The organism is Comamonas trifloxystrobinivorans (genome assembly GCF_043359985.1).
In the GTDB taxonomy this organism is placed as follows: domain Bacteria; phylum Pseudomonadota; class Gammaproteobacteria; order Burkholderiales; family Burkholderiaceae_C; genus Comamonas; species Comamonas trifloxystrobinivorans.
In genome coordinates this window covers 14,942-31,025 of the sequence record NZ_JBHZGV010000018.1, presented here as the reverse complement: position 1 = coordinate 31,025, position 16,084 = coordinate 14,942, and the positions used below count along the sequence as shown (strand labels likewise).

Genomic DNA, 16,084 nt, shown 5'->3' with positions numbered 1-16,084 from the left:
AGGTCAGGGTTGGTGTGGGCTCAGGGGCGGCGCGCTTTGCGCGGCTGGCGCTGCGGGCTGGCATCGGCGTGGAAGGCGTCGGCCAGCTGCGAGCGCTCGCGCATCTCGTCTGCCGACCAGGCGCTGCTGGCGGCCAGAACGGTGCACAGGCCTTCGAGCAAGCCCAGCACGCCCATGGCCGATGCCGGCAGCATGGGGTGCTGCGCCGGGGCCAGCAGTATATGGCGCGCATGGGCAGCAATGGGCGCTCCCGGGCTGTCGGTGATGGCAAGCACGGGAATACCCCGAGCGTGCGCCAGTGCGCACAGCTCCAAGGTTTGGCGCGAGTAGCGCGGCAGCGATATGGCCAGCAACACATCATCAGGGCCCAAGGCCAGCAGGCGGCGCTGCGCTTCGCTGGCTCCGCCGCTTTGCGTCAGGCTCTCCACGCCAGGGCGGAAGAGGCCCGCATAGCTGGCGAAATAGCCCGCCAGATAGGCGCTGACATCGCTGCCCAGCACGGCAATCTGGCGCGCTTGGGCCAGCAGTTGCGCCACTGCTTCAGGCGTGTCAGCGTCCAGCAAACCGGCAGCGGCTTGCGCCTGGGCGGCGCCGCTTTGCAAAGTGCTTTGCAGCCGTTGCACAGCGCTGCTGGGTTGCTGGCGCACTTGTACTAGCTTGTCGAGCGGCGCTTGGCCGGTGTGCAGTTGCTGCTGCCAGTGGTTGCGAAAGCTGCTGTAGCTGGCATAGCCCAGGGCGCTGGCAAAGCGGTTCATCGTGGCCAGCGACACGCCGCATTGCGCCGCCATGGCGTCAATGCTGAGCGTGGCCGCTTCAAAGGAATGGGCCAGGATGTGGTCGGCCACCTGCCGCTGGCTGGCGGTCAGGGCGGCATAGTGCTGGCGGATGCGGTCGGGTGCGTTGGGGCTGGGTGGTGTGTCCGGGGCGGCTGGCTGCTGGCGTTTAGCGCACATGGATGTAGCGGAGCGGTTGGCTGTTATCCGGCTGTTGTACCACGTCAATGCTGCGCTTCACGCCCCAGGCCAGGTTTTGGTTGTGCAGCGGCAGCAGCGGCATGTCGTCCTGCACCTGCTGCCAGGCGGCTTTCATCAGCTGCTGGCGCTTGGCGGCATCAATCTCCACACCGATCTCGCGCGTCAGCTCATCGAGCTTGGGGTTGGCATAGCCGCCGAGGTTGAAGCGCCCGCGGCCGTCGCTGGCCGGTGTGTTGAGCAAAGCCCACAAGGTGTTCTGGGCATCGTTGCTGGCCGGTTGCCAGCCCAGCAAAAACGCCGACACATCGCGCTTGAAAGCGCGTGGCAGGTAGAGCGCCTTGGTCTCGGCGTACAAGGTGGTTTTGACGCCTACCCGCGTCCACATGGCGGTGACGGATTGGCAGATGGCCTGGTCGTTCACATAGCGGTCGGTCGGGCAGTGCAGGCCCAGCTCGAAGCCGTTGGGGTAGCCGGCGTCGGCCAGCAGTTTTTTGGCGGCCGCCACATCGTAGGGCAGGCGCTTGTCGAGCGACGCCTCGTAGCCCCGCACGCCTGGCGCAACGATGATGCCCGCCGGCTGCGCCGCGCCACGCATGATTTTGCTGGTGAGCGTGTTGATGTCGATGGCCTGGTACAGCGCCTGGCGCACGCGCACATCCTTGAGCGGGTTTTTGCCTTTGACGTTGCTGTAGAGCAGCTCGTCGCGGCCCACATCCAGGCCCAGGTACATGGTGCGCAGCTCGGGCTTTTGCAGCACTTGCAGGTTGGGGTTGGCTTGCAGGCGCGCAATGTCTTGCAGTGGTACCGGCTCCATCAGATCGACCTCGCCCGAGACCAGGGCGGCCACGCGCGTGGCGTTGTTGGCGATGGGGTTGAACACCACTTCCGTCAGGTTGTGCTCCTTCTGGCCCCACCAGCCGTCAAACGGTTTGAGCACGGTGCGCACGCCGGGCTGGCGGCTTTTGAGCTGGAACGGCCCGGTGCCGTTGGCGTTGAGGCTGGCGAAGTTTTCGGTGCCCTTGCGCACGTCGGCCGGCGTGGTGGATTTGTTTTTTTCCGACCAGCTCTTGCCCATCACCAGCCAGCCCGAGATCAGATCGGGCAGGATCGGCATGGGCTGCGCGGTTTCCATCTCCACTGTGTAGTTGTCGATTTTGCGCATGGCCTTGATGGGCGCCACATACAGCTTGGTGTCGGACGATTCGGACTGCGTGCGCTGGTAGCTGAAAAGCACGTCGTCAGCCGTGAACGGCGAGCCGTCATGGAACTGCACGCCCTGGCGCAGCTGGAAGCGCCAGGTGGTGGGCGAGGTGGCTTCCCAGCGCGTGGCCAGCATGGGGGTCAGCGCGAAGTTGCGGTCGCGGCCGATCAGCGGCTCGTAGATATTGCCCAGAAAGGACAGCTGGAACGATTCCTGCAGCGAATGCGGGTCCATCGACATCGGGTCGCCCTGGTTGGCGATTTTGAGCGTGTGGGCGCGGGCGCTCAAGCCCAGGGCGGCGGTGGCGATGATCGCCAAAGCGCAGGCCTTGGTAAGCAGTGCTGTAGGGAAGGCTTGGGTCGGGTGCATGGCTTTGTCTCTGTTATTTTGGAATGGCGAATGCAAGGGGTTTACAGCGGCAGTGCGTCCATGGCCAGGCTGGCCAGCAGCGCAGCGCCCAGCGGCAGGATTTCGTCGTTGAAATCGTAGTTCGGGTTGTGCAAGGTGCGGCCTTGCTCGGCACCACCTTGGCCCACGCGCAGATAGGCGCCGGGGCGGGCTTCGAGCATGCAGGAGAAATCTTCCGACGCGGTAGACGGCATGGGCTTGGTGATTACTCGCTCGGCGCCCACCAGTTTGGCGGCCACTTGCGCGGCAAAAGCGGCTTCGCGCTCGGTGCTGACGGTGGGCGGGAACAGGCGCGAATAGTCCAGCTCGGCGCGTGCGCCATAAGCGGCGGCGGTTTGCTGGGCTACCTCGACAATGCGGCGCTCGATCAGGTCTTGCACCTCTTTGGAGAAGGTGCGCACGGTGCCGCCAATCTCGACAAAATCGGGGATCACGTTGCGCGCTTCCATGTCGCCAGCGCGCAGCGCGCAAAGGCTGAGCACGGCGTTTTCCATGGGCGGCACATTGCGCGGCACGATGTGGTGCAAGGCAGAAATCACCTGAGCGGCAGCCACCACCGGGTCTGCCGCTAAGTGCGGATGCGCGCCATGCCCTCCTTTGCCGATGATGCGCAAGGTAAACATGTCGGCTGACGACAAGCAGGCCCCAGGCGCCACCGCCACCGTGCCCACGGGCAGCACGGGCGAGTTGTGCAAGGCATAGATTTCGTCGCAAGGGAAGCGCTCGAACAGACCGTCCGCCAGCATGGCCTGCGCGCCACCACGGCCTTCTTCGGCGGGCTGGAAGATCAGGTTGATGGTGCCGTTGAAGCGGCGGTTCTTGGCCAGGTAGCGGGCAGCGCCCAGCAGCATGGCGGTGTGGCCGTCGTGGCCGCAGGCATGCATCACGCCCGGGTTTTGCGAGACATGGCCAAAGCGGTTGAGCTCGCACAGCGCCAGCGCGTCCATATCGGCCCGCAGGCCCACGGCGCGGCCGCTGTCGCTGCGCTCGCCGGCCACCACGGCCACGATGCCGGTGCGGCCCACGCCGCGTGTGAACGGAATGCCCAGCAAGCTCAGCTCCATGGCAATGCGGTCGGCGGTGCGGTTCTCCTCAAAGCCCATCTCGGGCCAGCGGTGGAAATCCTGGCGCAGCTGGGTCAGGTGCGCGTGTTCCTCGGCCTGGCTGAGGGCTTGGAGAGCGTGGTGCGAGAGAGGGCGGTTCATGGCAGGAGGTTCTTGGGTTGGAATTTAATTTCCAATTAAGTCATAAAAATGAATATTTTGAAAATTAATTTTCTAATGGTTTTCACCCAAGCACCGGCGGTCAGTGCAGTCTGTCGGTGCAGATATTCAAAACAAATGAGAATTATTCGCATATAATCGCGGCATCGCCAGCACAGACCGGCTGCGTTTGCACGCCGTCTCAGCCAGCTTCGTTGTTCAACCCTGTTGTCAGAAGGCTAGGTCTGTGGCTGATTCCATCTCTTGCGGCACGCGTGGCGTGCTCCTGTCTCCTGTTTCCATGGCCGCTGCAGGCCGCCAGCGCTCGCTGTGGGTGCTGCAGCCGTTGGCTTGTGGAGCATTGCTTTGTGCCATGGCTTCGGCGTCGGCGCAAAACACCAGCAGCGCAAATAGCGCAATCAGCGCGGCGCCCGCAGACCCAGTGACCCAAGTGGCGCTTGCACAGGCTGAAGACAGCGCTGTGCTGCTGGCGGCTGCTGAGGGGCCGGTGCTCAAAGAAATGGTGGTGAGCGGCTCGCGCTACGAGCAAGATCCGGACGAGCTGCCGATGAGCATCGACGTGATCAACGCCCAGCAGATGGAAGAGCAGCAGGTGCGCGACATCCGTGATGTGGCGCGCGACATGCCCAACGTCTCGGTCAAGCGCAGCCCGGCGCGTTTCACGCTGGCATCGGGCAGCACCGGGCGCGATCAGAATGCGGGCTTCAATATCCGCGGGCTCGACGGCAACCGCGTGCTGATGATGGTGGATGGCATCCGCCTGCCGCGCAGCTACGTGTTCAGCGCCAACGCCTTTGGCCGCGATTACCTCGACGTGGGCCTGGTGCAGCGCGTAGAGGTGGTGCGCGGTGCGACCTCGGCGCTGTATGGCTCGGACGGCATGGCCGGCCTGGTCAACTTCATCACCAACGAGCCCAGCAACCTGCTCAAAGACGGGAAAACTTTTGGCGGCCGCGCCTCGGTCGGTTATGACAGTGAAAACACCGGCAAGAGCCTGGGCCTGACGCTGGCGGGCAAGCCGAGCGACACGGTGGAGTGGTTGCTGGGCGCCAACCTGGGCCGTAGCCGCGAGCTCAAGAACCTGGGCGATATTGACACCATCGACAGCCGCCGCACCTTGCCCAACCCGCAGCACGACAAAGATGCTTCGCTGCTGGGCAAAGTGGTGCTGCGCCCTACGGCCGACCAGAAACACACTTTCACGCTGGAGCATGTCGACAAGCAGGCCGACTACGTGCTGTACACGGCCCGCACCGCGCCACCGGCCACGGCTTCTACGGCGGTGATCGGATCGGAATCGACCACCGACATGAAGCGCACGCGCGGCACCTGGACGGGCGAGTGGCGCAGTTTTGATGCGCCGGTGCTTGACGATCTGAAAGCCACGCTGAGCTACCAGAACGCCGATGCGCGCGAGTTCATCACCGAAGACCGCTTGACTGCCGCTGACCGCACGCGCGACGTGACTTACCAGGAAAAAACTCTTCAGGCCAACCTGCAGGCCAGCAAGCTGGTGCGCAACAGCGCCAGCGTGGCGCAAAAGTTCAGCTACGGGCTGGACTATGTGCGCACCGAGGTCGAGAACCTGCAGACCGGCCTGGTGCCGCCGGTCGGTGAGACCTACCCGCTCAAGCGCTTTCCCGACACCACCGAATCGAGCTGGGCGCTGTACGGCCAGGACGAGATCCATTTTGGCGATTGGACCATCACGCCCGGCCTGCGCTACGACCATTTCCGAATCAAGGCCGACCAGGCCGGCTTCAACGCCAAGGCGGTCTCGCTCTCGGGCAACGCCATTTCGCCCAAGCTGGGTGTGATGTACCGCGCCACGCCCGAGTGGAGCGTTTTCGGCAACTACGCCAAGGGCTTCCGCGCGCCCAATGCCGGCCAGGTGAACGCCTTTTTTGAAAACCCGGTGGGCAACTACAAAACCATTCCCAACCCCGACTTGAAGCCCGAGACCAGCCAGAACCTGGAGCTGGGCGTGCGTGGCCGCCTGGGCAATGTGGCCTTGGATGTGGCGGCGTTTACCGGCCGCTACAAAGACTTTATCGAAGACCTGGTGCATGTGGGTGGCGTGGGCACGGCGGCCGATCCGCTGGTCTACCAATCGATCAACCGGGGCCGCGTCAGCATCAGCGGTGTGGAGGTGAAGGGCCGCGCCGATTGGGGCCGCTACGCCGGTATCAGCTGGAGCTCGCCTTTTGCATGGGGCCGCACGCAAGGCCGTGACCGCAACACCGGCGAGCCCGTGGCGTCGATCGATCCGCAGCGCCTGACGCTCGGCCTGCGTGCCGACGCCGCGCAGTGGACGGCGCAACTGGGCCTGAACTACACCCAAGGCAAAAAGGCCAAGGACACCACCGCTTTGGCCACAGGCGCGCAGTTCCTCAGCCCTTCGGCCACGGTGGTGGATCTGACGGCGCAATGGCGTATTCGCAAAGACCTGCGCTTGAACGTCGGCCTCTACAACCTCACCGACAAAAAGTTCTGGCGCTGGTCTGACGTGCGCGGCATGGCCGCCAGCTCGGCGGTGATCGACGCCTACACCCAGCCCGGCCGCTCGGCCAAAGTCAGCCTGGTCGCCGAGTTTTAAGCAATCCCGCAGCCTGCGCCCAGCCCGGTGCAGGCAGTTATTGAGCAAGGAACGAATCCATGAATACCACCACGATCCAGCACCCAGCACCGGCTGCGCAGACCAGCGAGCGCGCTGCGCAAATCCGCGCTGCTTATGCTGCCCAACGCGCCAAAGGCCTGCGTGCCAAAGACGCAGCAGAAGCCGCAGGCAGCAGCGAAGGCGAAGCCTTGGCCGCCCATGCAACGCAGTTGCTGAACGGCGCGACCAGCGCCTTGCAAGTGCAGCCATTGCAAGCCCCGCAAGGCGCATGGATTGAGCTGCTCAAAGCCCTGGAGCCTTGCGGCCCGGTGATGGCTTTGACGCGCAACAATAGCACCGTGCATGAGCGAACTGGCGTCTACACAAATCTCAGCGCAGGCGGCGAACTGGGCGCGCAAGTGGGCTTGGCGGTGGGTGAAGATATCGATCTGCGCCTTTTCTTTGCCAGCTGGCACGCGGCTTTTGCCGTTACTGAGGCTTCGCCGCATGGCGGCAACAGCGTGCTGCGCAGCCTGCAATTCTTCAACCGCGAAGGCCGCGCTATGCACAAAGTGTTTGCCCGCGAAGCCACTGATCTGGCGGCATGGAATGCGCTGGTAGAGCGCTTTGCATGGCCGGCTGATGCAGACGCTGGCAGCTTGCCGGGCTTTGACCAGCCCACAGCGCGCAAGCCCGTAACGGTACCGGCAGACAGCACGATCGATGTACCCGCTTTGCGCAACGCCTGGGCTGCCATGCAGGACACGCACGAGTTCTTCAGCATCATCAAAAAAGCTGGCGCTGAGCGCCAGCAATCCTTCCGCCTGGTGCAAGAGCAGTTTGCCTGGCCGCTGACCAAGGGCAGCGTCACGCAGTTGCTCAACGAAGCAGCGTTTGCGGGCACGCCGATCATGGTGTTCGTCAGCAGCGGTGGCTGCATCCAGATCCATTCCGGCCCGGTGCAGCGCATTGAGCCGATGACAACGCCGGCGGCGGAATGGATCAATGTGCTCGACGAAAAATTCAACCTGCACCTGCGTACCGATTTGATCGCCCATGTCTGGCTGGTGGAGAAACCCACCAGCGACGGCATCGTCACCTCGGTTGAAGTGTTCGACGAATATGGCGATCTGATGGCCATGTTCTTTGGCGCACGCAAACCCGGCAAGCCCGAGCTGAGCGCCTGGCGCGAGCTGGCTACCAGCCTGCCACGCCTGGCTGACGAAGCGGTCACTGCCTGAGGAGATGCGCGATATGGCCCAGTTGGATCGCCGTGCCTGGTTGCTTGCCAACGCAGGCTGGATGGCAACGTGGAGTGGCGTGCTGCACGCCCAAGCACCCAAAGCCGCTGCTGATGGCGGCGCCAAAGCAGTGCTGCAAGCGTTTGTGGGCGTGCAGCCGCAAGCGGCCGCGCAGCGCCTGGTCAGCCTGAGCGGGGCGCTGACCGAGATCGTCTACCAACTCGGCGCTGAGGCGTTGTTAGTGGGCAGCGACACCACCAGCAACTTCCCCGACGCGGCCAACCGCCTGCCCAAGGTGGGCTATGTGCGGCAGCTGGCGGCCGAAGGTGTGTTGTCGCTCAAGCCCGATACGGTGATCGGCACCACCGAAGCCGGCCCGCCCGTGGTGCTGCAGCAGATTGCGCAAGCGGGCGTGGCGATTGCGCTGGTGCAGTCGGACCACAGCTGGGACGAGGTGCTGCGCAAGATTCGCTTGGCAGGCCAGGCCACAGGCCAGCAAGCGCAAGCCGCACAACTGGCGCAAAGCCTGCAAACGCAGTGGGATGCAACGCAAGCGCAGGTGCGTACAGCAGTGGCTGCAGGCCGCTCGCCGCGTGCGCTGTTTGTGCTGTCGCACAGCGGCTCGCCGCAAGTGGCTGGGCAAAACACGGCCGCCCATGCGCTGCTGAAGCTGGGCGGCGCCAGCAACGTGATGCAAGGCTTTGACGGCTATCGCCCGCTGACCGCCGAAGCCATGGCGCAAGCTGCGCCGCAAGTGATCGTCACCACCACGCAAGGGCTGGACGCGGTAGGCGGCGAGGCCAAGTTCTGGGCGCGGCCCGAGCTGGCGCTGACCCCAGCGTTCCGCAACAAAGCCTTGATCGCCTTGGAAGCCAGCCAACTGCTGGGCTTTGGCCCGCGCTTGCCGCAAGCCATACAAGCGCTGCACCAGGGCTTGCAGGCTGTCAAAGCATGAGCAAAGCGTTGAGCGCAGATGCGCTGCCGTCGGCGCCCGAGCGCGTGCAGGTGGCTGCTCCGCCTGCAACCGCCCGCGCCGCCCGGCCTGCGGCGAGCAAGCCGGTGTTCCGCTTGCGCAAGCGCCAGGTCATCGTTTTGATGGCATGCCTGGCCTTGGCAGCCTTTGTTTTTGCGGCCGGCCAGGGCGCGTTTGCGATTGACGCGGCGCGCCTGCCCGGCATCGCCTGGAGCGCTTTCATGCACTGGTGGCAAGGCGGCAGCGCTACGCCCAGCACCGAGCAGCAAGTGTTTGCCACCATCCGCTTGCCGCGTTTGCTGATGGGCTTGGCCGCTGGCGCCGGCCTGGGTTTGGCGGGCGCGCTGATGCAAGGTTTGTTCCGCAATCCGCTGGCTGACCCGGGTTTGATCGGTGTGAGCAGCGGCGCAGCATTGGCCGCTGCGACCCTGGTGGTGATGGGTGCGCTGTGGTTCCCCGGCGTGCCGCGCAGCCTGGGCAGCTGGCCTTTGATGCTGACCGCATTTATCGGCGGCCTGGTCACCACCGGCTTGATTTATGGCTTGGCGCAAACGGGCGGCGGCACGCGCATCGGCGTCATGCTGCTGGCGGGTGTGGCCATCAACGCGCTGGCCATGGCGGGCCTGGGCTTGCTGAGCTTTTTGTCGACCGACGAACAGCTGCGCAACCTGCAACTGTGGCTGATGGGCAGCCTGGGCAGCACACGCTGGCCAGTCGCTTTGAGTGCCTGCGCCGTCGTGCTGCTGGCTGCTTGGCTGGCACAGCGCTTGGCCCAGCCGCTCAACGCCATTGCGCTGGGCGAAGCGCAAGCCAGTTTGATGGGTGTGGCCGTGGAGCGCAGCAAACGCTGGGCCGTGGTGCTGGCCGCGCTGGTAGTGGGCTGCATCACCGCCGCTTGCGGAATGATCGGTTTTATCGGCCTGGTAGCTCCGCACTGGGTGCGCTTGATTGCCGGGCCTGACCACCGCGTGGTGCTGCCTGCATCGGCCCTGTTGGGTGCGGCGATGGTGGTGTTTGCCGACGCATTTGCCCGCACCGTGGTGGCGCCGGCCGAGCTGCCGCTGGGCGTGCTCACCGCACTGGTGGGCGTTCCGCTGTTTCTGGCCATGCTGCGCCAGTTTCGGCGCCAACTGTGAGAAGGGGATGCTGATGGCTTCTGCATTCAAACTATCTAGCTTGCCGCTGCGCAGCACCGCTGAAGCATTGGCCCGCCAAACGCTGCGCGACAGCGGTTGGCAACTGGAGCAATTGGCGGTGGGTGTGCCCGGTGGCGATGTGCTGGTGCAACTGCAGGCGCACATCGCGCCCGGGCGCTTGACCGCCATTGTTGGCCCCAACGGCGCTGGCAAATCCAGTTTGCTGGCCACCTTGACCGGCCAATGGGGGCCGCATGCAGGCCAGGTGCTGCTTGATGGCCAGCCTCTGCCTGCCTGGTCCGCTGCAGCCCTGGCCCAGCGCCGCGCCATGATGATGCAGGACGGCGCTGTAGCCTTCGACTTCAGCGTGCAGGAGATTGTGGAGCTGGGCCGTTATGCGCACCGTTTGGCGCCCAGCCAGAACGAAGCCGGCATCATCGCCGCCGCTTTGGCAGCCACCGACATGCAGGCTTTTGCTGGCCGCAGCGTGCGTACCTTGTCGGGCGGCGAGCGGGCGCGTGCCCATTTGGCGCGGGTGCTGGCGCAGATCTGGGAAGCGCCGGCCAGCGGCCAGGCCCGTTGGTTGCTGCTGGACGAACCCACCGCCGCCATGGACCTGGCCTGGCAGCACCGCTGCATGGCTTTGCTGCAAAACTGGGCGAGCGAGCAGGGCGTTGGCGTCATCACCGTCGTGCACGACGTGAACCTGGCCTTGCGCTACGCTGACGATGTGCTGCTGGTGCACCACGGCGGTTGTCAACACGGCCCCGCTACCGAGGTGCTGACCCCGCAACGCATGGCCGAGGTCTGGGGCGTTCAGTGCTTTGCCGCGCAGGCACCAGATGGAACGCAGCAGTATTTGTTTGCGGCGGGTTGAGTGTCGCCGTTTTCTTGTTACTCCAGCGGCGTATCGTCCGCCGTGCAGGCGCGGTTGAGCGAGGTGGCTTCGTAGTCCAGGGTTTGCTTCATGGCGCCGCCCAGCAGCTTGGCGTCGATGTGCAGGTGGAAGTTGTGGCCGGTGTTGACCTGGTTGGCCTGGGCAGTGAGCATCTTGCCGCAGGTCACCGTCCATTCCTTGCGCTCTTTGCCCACCAGTTTGCTGTCTTTGATGCGGCACTGGCTGAAGTGTTGCGAGAGGATCAGGTCGGGGTAGAGAAAGCCGTCTTTGTCCACCAGATCGGGGCCGATGCAGCGGTCTTTGGTGCGCGGCGGTTTGGCGGGCTTGTTGCCGATGGCGGATTTGGTTTCGGTGACCGAGAAGGCGCCAGGTTCGGTGGCATGGGCCAGCGAAAAAGCAGTAGCCAGCAGCGAGGCCAGGCCGCAGCGCGAGAGAAAAAGCAAGAGTGATCGCATGGCAAAAGCGGGGCCAACTGCCCGATACAGCGGGGGAAGCTGGCCCTTCCGAGAATTCAATAAGAGAGTTATAGCAGCCGCAGCCCGCAGCGCTGTCAGACAAAGCTGGGTTTGCTGTGCTGACACAAAATGCGCTGGCTGGCTGGCTGGCCGAGCAAGCGGGGCCAGAACGCATTGGACGCTGCGTTTGTGCTGACGGCTCAGGCGATCAGTGTTCTTCTTTCAATTCCTGCAAGATCACGGCCGCAATCTCTTCGATGGATTTGTGCGTGGTCGACAGCCATTGGATGCCGGCGCGGCGCATCATCGATTCGGCCTCGGCCACTTCGTTGCGGCAATTCAAGAGGCTGGCGTATTTCGAATCCGGGCGGCGTTCATTGCGGATCTGGCTCAGGCGCTCGGGCGCAATCGTCAGGCCGAAGATCTTTTTCTTGTACGGTAGCAGCGCAGGCGGCAGTTGCTGGCGGTCAAAATCTTCGGGGATCAGCGGGTAGTTGGCCACTTTCAGGCCAAATTGCATGGCCAGGTAGAGGCTGGTCGGGGTTTTGCCGCTGCGGCTCACGCCCACCAGAATGACGTCGGCACCGGCCAGATCGTGGTTGGTCTGGCCGTCGTCGTGCGCGAGGCTGAAGTTGATGGCCTCCATGCGCTCGAAATACTCTTTGCTCTCGCTGATGTCGGTGAAGCGGCCAATGCGGTGGTGCGATTTGGCGCCCAGCTCGTCTTCGAGCGGCTGCACAAAGGTGGCAAACATGTCCAGCACCAGGCCTTTGCAGTGGTCGTGCACCACGGCCACCGTGTCAGGTTCCACCAAGGTGGTGAAAACAATGGGTTTTTTCCCCTCTTGCTCGGCCGTGTGGTTGATCTGGCGCACGGCCTGGTGGGCCTTGTCCACGGTGTCGACAAAGGGCAGGCGCACGGCGCGGGTGCTGATGTCGAACTGCTTCATGATGGCGCGGCCAAAGGTCTCGGCTGTCACGCCCGTGCCATCAGAGATAAAGAAAATCGTACGTTGGTGCATATCGTGCCTGCAAGTGGTGCAACAAAATCAGGAGCGCTGCCAAAGCGGCTTGTGCGGGTATTTGTCTGTGCTGACCTTGGGGTTAAGCAAGTCACAAGCAAAAACGGCAGCGGCGCGCCTACAATGTCGCCCATTATTCCTTTTTCCACATGCACTCCGGCCTATTAGTACAAAACCAAAGCCGTATTCCAGAGCCAACACTGGCTTGGAAGGAGTGCCTGTGCGCGTGCCAGTGCGGAAATAGCCGCGCTGGGCGCCTGGACCCGTTTTTAACTTCCGGAGCTTTACCATGTCCAACCTCTACAGCGCGACCGCCCTGGTCGTACCGTTTGAGAACCTGAGAATGACCGACGTCGAGGTCGTAGGCGGCAAGAACGCCTCGCTCGGCGAAATGATCTCGCAGCTGCCGCAAGGCGTGCGCGTGCCTACCGGCTTTGCCACCACGGCCCACGCTTTCCGCGAGTTCCTGGCCTACGAAGACCTGGCTGGCAAGATCAGCGCCAAACTGGCGGCGCTGGATGTGGACGATGTGCGCGCCTTGGCCCAAGTGGGTGCCGAGATCCGTGCCATGGTGGAGAACCAGCCTTTCCCGGCGGATCTGGAAACGGCTATCCGCGAAGCTTTCATTACGCTGCAAGGCGGCAATGCCGAGGCATCGTTTGCCGTGCGCTCGTCTGCCACCGCAGAAGACCTGCCCGACGCATCGTTCGCGGGCCAGCAAGAAACCTTCCTGAACGTGGTCGGCATCGAAGACGTGCTGCACAAGATGAAGGAAGTGTTTGCGTCGCTCTACAACGACCGCGCCATCTCCTACCGCGTGCACAAGGGTTTTGAGCACGACGTGGTGGCTCTGTCGGCCGGCGTGCAACGCATGGTGCGCTCGGACAAGGGCGCTGCCGGTGTGATGTTCACCATCGACACCGAATCGGGCTTTGACCAGGTGGTGTTCATCACCTCCAGCTACGGCCTGGGCGAAACCGTGGTGCAAGGCGCCGTCAACCCCGACGAGTTCTACGTGCACAAGCCCATGCTGCAAGCGGGCAAGAACGCGCTGATTCGCCGCAACCTGGGCAGCAAGCTGATCCAGATGGTGTTTGCCACGCCCGAAGAAAAGGCCGCCGCCGGCAAGCTGGTCAAGACGGTGGACGTTACGCCCGAGCTGCGCAACCGCTACTCGCTGACCGACGCCGAAGTGCAAGAGCTGGGGCAATACGCCATGGTGATCGAAAAGCACTACGGCCGCCCGATGGACATTGAATGGGGCAAGGATGGCACCGACGGCAAGCTCTACATTCTGCAAGCCCGGCCAGAGACGGTGAAGAGCCAATCCAAGGGCCAGGCCGAGCAGCGCTACAAGCTCAAGGGCACCGGCACCGTGCTGGCCGAAGGCCGCGCCATTGGCCAGAAGATCGGTACCGGCCCCGTGCGCCTGGTGCACAACATCAGCGAAATGGACCAGGTGCAAGCCGGTGACGTGCTGGTGACTGACATGACCGATCCCAACTGGGAGCCGGTGATGAAGAAGGCCTCGGCCATCGTCACCAACCGTGGTGGCCGCACCTGCCACGCCGCCATCATTGCGCGCGAGCTGGGTATTCCCGCTGTGGTGGGCTGCGGCGACGCCACCGAACTGCTGAAGGACGGCACCCTGGTGACCGTGTCCTGCGCCGAAGGCGATACCGGCAAGATCTACGACGGCCTGCTGGAGACCGAAGTCACCGAAGTCAAGCGCGGTGAAATGCCTGCGATCCAGACCAAGATCATGATGAACGTGGGCAACCCCCAGCTGGCTTTTGATTTTGCCCAGCTGCCCAACGAAGGCGTGGGTCTGGCCCGTCTGGAGTTCATCATCAACAACAACATCGGCGTGCACCCCAAGGCCATCCTGGACTACCCCGCTGTGGACGCTGATCTGAAGAAGGCCGTGGAATCGGTGGCCCGTGGCCACGCATCGCCCCGCGCTTTCTACGTGGACAAGATCGCTGAAGGCGTGGCCACGATTGCGGCGGCTTTCTACCCCAAGCCCGTCATCGTGCGCATGTCCGACTTCAAGTCGAACGAATACCGCAAGCTGATCGGCGGCAGCCGCTACGAGCCCGATGAAGAGAACCCGATGCTGGGCTTCCGTGGCGCTGCGCGCTACATCTCGGAAGACTTCGGTGAAGCCTTCAAGATGGAATGCGAAGCCTTGAAGCGCGTGCGCAACGAAATGGGCCTGACCAATGTGAAGGTCATGATCCCCTTCGTGCGTACGCTGGACCAGGCCAAGCGCGTGACCGAGCTGCTGGCCGCCAACGGCTTGAAGCGTGGTGACAACGGCCTGCAAGTCATCATGATGTGCGAAGTGCCTTCGAACGCCATCCTGGCCGACGAGTTCCTGGAGTACTTCGACGGCTTCTCGATCGGCTCGAACGACCTGACTCAGCTCACCCTGGGTCTGGATCGCGACTCCGGCCTGGAGCTGCTGGCTGCCGATTTTGACGAGCGCGACCCCGCCGTCAAGAAGATGCTCGAACGTGCCATCCAGGCTTGCCTGGCGCAGAACAAGTACGTCGGCATCTGCGGCCAAGGCCCTTCGGACCACCCAGACTTCGCCCAGTGGCTGGCTGATCAAGGCATTGCCTCGATCTCGCTCAACCCGGACAGCGTGATCGACACCTGGCAGCGTCTGGCCGCCAAGTAAGCGGATCAGCTGTTCAGCAAAAAGCCAGTCAGGTTTCTGACTGGCTTTTTTGTTTTTCATGCGAGATGGAGGGGGCTCGCAATCCTGATTTCGACTGTTTGCCGCGTCTTACAGCTTGCGTCGCCAAAAACGCATACAGCACTCAAGAATGCTGGTGCCGATGGTGAATATCCGGATAGTGCGGGTGGCTGTGGGTCAGCGCGGTGTGAGCGTGCGGGTGGCTGTGTGGCTCGGTGCCGTCCCAGGCAAAGTCGTGGCTGTGTTGGTGGTGCTCGTCGTGCACATGGCGGTGGTTGTGAGCCAAGGGTTCGTGCGTGTGTTCATGCGCATGGCGCTCGCGCAGGTGCAGCCAAATGCCAAGAGCCATCAGCGCGGCGGCCAGCCAGAACAAGGGGCCGGGCATGCTGGGCCAAATGGCCAGCGAGATGATGACGCCAAACAGCGGTGCAATGGAGAAATACGCGCCCGTGCGAGCCGTGCCCAGGGTGCGCAATGCCACCACAAACAAGGTCAGGCTCAGACCGTAGCCCAAAAAGCCGACGGCCATGCTGCCGCCGATGCTGGCTGCAGCAGGCCAATGTGCGCCGCTCAGCAGGGCGAAAGCCGTGTTGCTGATACCGGCCAGCAGGCCTTTGATGGCGGCTACCAGCATGGCGTCGTTGGTCGACACCTTGCGGGTGAGGTTGTTGTCGACTGCCCAGCACAAACAGGCGGCCACAATCAGCAGCGCGCCGGCAGACAAGGAGAAGCCACCAGCGTCCGGTGCCCAGGCCAGCAGCAGCCCGCCCAGCACGATCACCACCATGCCCAGCACAATCTGCCGGTCGGCGTTCTCTCGGAACACCAGCCAGGCCATGACGGCGGTAAACACGCCTTCCAGGTTGAGCAACAACGAGGCCGTGGCCCCACTGGTCTGGGTGAGTCCCAGCATCAAAAACGCCGGGCCGAGCAGGCCGCCAAAGGCAACTGCGCCCAGCAGCCACGGCCACTCGGCGCGCGGTATCTGCAGAGCCTGTTTTTCAGCCGATGAGCCTGCCTGCAGGCGGCGCAATAGCAGCAACAAAGACAAGCCCAGGCCGCTGCCCAGGTACAAAAGGCCGGCGAGCAAAAGCGGTGGCACATCGCCCACCAACAGCTTGGCAAACGGAGTGCTGGCGCCAAAGAGCAGGGCGGCGGCGAGGGCGGGGCTGGCGTTGCGCAAAGACATGGTGCTAGTGAACCACAAGGGCAATCCAATGGCAGAAACAGGGGCGGACCGGCGGCTGTCGTTTGGGG

General features: G+C 63.6%; 12 protein-coding genes. 6 read left to right on the top strand and 6 right to left on the bottom strand.

All coding sequences use genetic code 11. The features are described from left to right. Positions 1–20 precede the first annotated feature (20 nt). From ACFIQF_RS20095 to ACFIQF_RS20085, 3 genes are read right to left on the bottom strand one after another with little or no spacing between them, the layout of a single operon-like run. Positions 21–953, bottom strand: a complete 933-nt coding sequence (locus ACFIQF_RS20095) for a MurR/RpiR family transcriptional regulator (RefSeq protein WP_393945417.1) — start codon at positions 951–953, stop codon at positions 21–23. Then, positions 943–2,544 carry an ABC transporter substrate-binding protein gene (locus tag ACFIQF_RS20090; RefSeq protein WP_393945416.1) on the bottom strand — a complete coding sequence of 534 codons (1,602 nt, stop codon included), beginning with the start codon at positions 2,542–2,544 and terminating at the stop codon, positions 943–945. The genes ACFIQF_RS20095 and ACFIQF_RS20090 overlap by 11 nt, the downstream gene beginning before the upstream one ends. A 41-nt stretch (positions 2,545–2,585) precedes the next feature. Further along, positions 2,586–3,788 carry a M20 aminoacylase family protein gene (locus tag ACFIQF_RS20085; RefSeq protein WP_393945415.1) on the bottom strand — a complete coding sequence of 401 codons (1,203 nt, stop codon included), beginning with the start codon at positions 3,786–3,788 and terminating at the stop codon, positions 2,586–2,588. A 298-nt stretch (positions 3,789–4,086) separates the two neighbouring features. On the opposite strand from ACFIQF_RS20085, the gene ACFIQF_RS20080 reads away from it, so the two are divergent. The 5 genes from ACFIQF_RS20080 to ACFIQF_RS20060 all read left to right on the top strand — a co-directional run bounded on the left by ACFIQF_RS20080 (position 4,087) and on the right by ACFIQF_RS20060 (position 10,629). Beyond that, a complete protein-coding gene (locus ACFIQF_RS20080) occupies positions 4,087–6,402 on the top strand; it encodes a TonB-dependent hemoglobin/transferrin/lactoferrin family receptor (RefSeq protein ID WP_393945471.1) in 2,316 nt (771 codons plus the stop codon). 59 nt (positions 6,403–6,461) lie between these two features. Continuing rightward, positions 6,462–7,643 (top strand): hemin-degrading factor, encoded by a 1,182-nt coding sequence (locus ACFIQF_RS20075; protein WP_393945414.1) that lies wholly within the window; start codon positions 6,462–6,464, stop codon positions 7,641–7,643. Between the two features lie 61 nt (positions 7,644–7,704). Then, positions 7,705–8,598 carry a heme/hemin ABC transporter substrate-binding protein gene (locus tag ACFIQF_RS20070; protein ID WP_393945470.1) on the top strand — a complete coding sequence of 298 codons (894 nt, stop codon included), beginning with the start codon at positions 7,705–7,707 and terminating at the stop codon, positions 8,596–8,598. Next, a complete protein-coding gene (locus ACFIQF_RS20065; RefSeq protein WP_393945413.1) occupies positions 8,595–9,752 on the top strand; it encodes a FecCD family ABC transporter permease in 1,158 nt (385 codons plus the stop codon). The genes ACFIQF_RS20070 and ACFIQF_RS20065 overlap by 4 nt, the downstream gene beginning before the upstream one ends. A 13-nt stretch (positions 9,753–9,765) precedes the next feature. Next, positions 9,766–10,629: a heme ABC transporter ATP-binding protein gene (locus ACFIQF_RS20060; RefSeq protein ID WP_393945412.1), complete on the top strand. Its 864-nt coding sequence runs from the start codon at positions 9,766–9,768 to the stop codon at positions 10,627–10,629. Positions 10,630–10,646: 17 nt separating this feature from the next. Here the strand turns inward: ACFIQF_RS20060 and ACFIQF_RS20055 are convergent, their stop codons facing one another. Both ACFIQF_RS20055 and ppsR read right to left on the bottom strand, forming a co-directional pair. Next, on the bottom strand, positions 10,647–11,105 hold the full coding sequence (locus ACFIQF_RS20055) for a hypothetical protein (protein ID WP_393945411.1): 459 nt from the start codon (positions 11,103–11,105) through the stop codon (positions 10,647–10,649). A 208-nt stretch (positions 11,106–11,313) separates the two neighbouring features. Then, positions 11,314–12,126: a posphoenolpyruvate synthetase regulatory kinase/phosphorylase PpsR gene (gene ppsR, locus ACFIQF_RS20050; RefSeq protein WP_393945410.1), complete on the bottom strand. Its 813-nt coding sequence runs from the start codon at positions 12,124–12,126 to the stop codon at positions 11,314–11,316. Between the two features lie 289 nt (positions 12,127–12,415). Between ppsR and ppsA the strand changes: the two genes are divergently transcribed. Continuing rightward, complete coding sequence (ppsA, locus tag ACFIQF_RS20045) at positions 12,416–14,809, top strand: phosphoenolpyruvate synthase (RefSeq protein ID WP_393945409.1); 2,394 nt, start codon at positions 12,416–12,418, stop codon at positions 14,807–14,809. Between the two features lie 142 nt (positions 14,810–14,951). Here the strand turns inward: ppsA and ACFIQF_RS20040 are convergent, their stop codons facing one another. After that, a complete protein-coding gene (locus ACFIQF_RS20040) occupies positions 14,952–16,016 on the bottom strand; it encodes a DMT family transporter (protein ID WP_393945408.1) in 1,065 nt (354 codons plus the stop codon). Positions 16,017–16,084: the final 68 nt, after the last annotated feature.

Coding starts and splice junctions, on each gene's coding strand:
- ACFIQF_RS20090 (WP_393945416.1), bottom strand. CDS start 2,544: ATGCACCCGACCCAAGCCTTCCCTACAGCACTGCTTACCAAGGCCTGC.
- ppsR (WP_393945410.1), bottom strand. CDS start 12,126: ATGCACCAACGTACGATTTTCTTTATCTCTGATGGCACGGGCGTGACA.
- ACFIQF_RS20060 (WP_393945412.1), top strand. CDS start 9,766: ATGGCTTCTGCATTCAAACTATCTAGCTTGCCGCTGCGCAGCACCGCT.
- ACFIQF_RS20040 (WP_393945408.1), bottom strand. CDS start 16,016: ATGTCTTTGCGCAACGCCAGCCCCGCCCTCGCCGCCGCCCTGCTCTTT.
- ppsA (WP_393945409.1), top strand. CDS start 12,416: ATGTCCAACCTCTACAGCGCGACCGCCCTGGTCGTACCGTTTGAGAAC.
- ACFIQF_RS20080 (WP_393945471.1), top strand. CDS start 4,087: ATGGCCGCTGCAGGCCGCCAGCGCTCGCTGTGGGTGCTGCAGCCGTTG.
- ACFIQF_RS20085 (WP_393945415.1), bottom strand. CDS start 3,788: ATGAACCGCCCTCTCTCGCACCACGCTCTCCAAGCCCTCAGCCAGGCC.
- ACFIQF_RS20065 (WP_393945413.1), top strand. CDS start 8,595: ATGAGCAAAGCGTTGAGCGCAGATGCGCTGCCGTCGGCGCCCGAGCGC.
- ACFIQF_RS20075 (WP_393945414.1), top strand. CDS start 6,462: ATGAATACCACCACGATCCAGCACCCAGCACCGGCTGCGCAGACCAGC.
- ACFIQF_RS20070 (WP_393945470.1), top strand. CDS start 7,705: ATGGCAACGTGGAGTGGCGTGCTGCACGCCCAAGCACCCAAAGCCGCT.
- ACFIQF_RS20095 (WP_393945417.1), bottom strand. CDS start 953: ATGTGCGCTAAACGCCAGCAGCCAGCCGCCCCGGACACACCACCCAGC.
- ACFIQF_RS20055 (WP_393945411.1), bottom strand. CDS start 11,105: ATGCGATCACTCTTGCTTTTTCTCTCGCGCTGCGGCCTGGCCTCGCTG.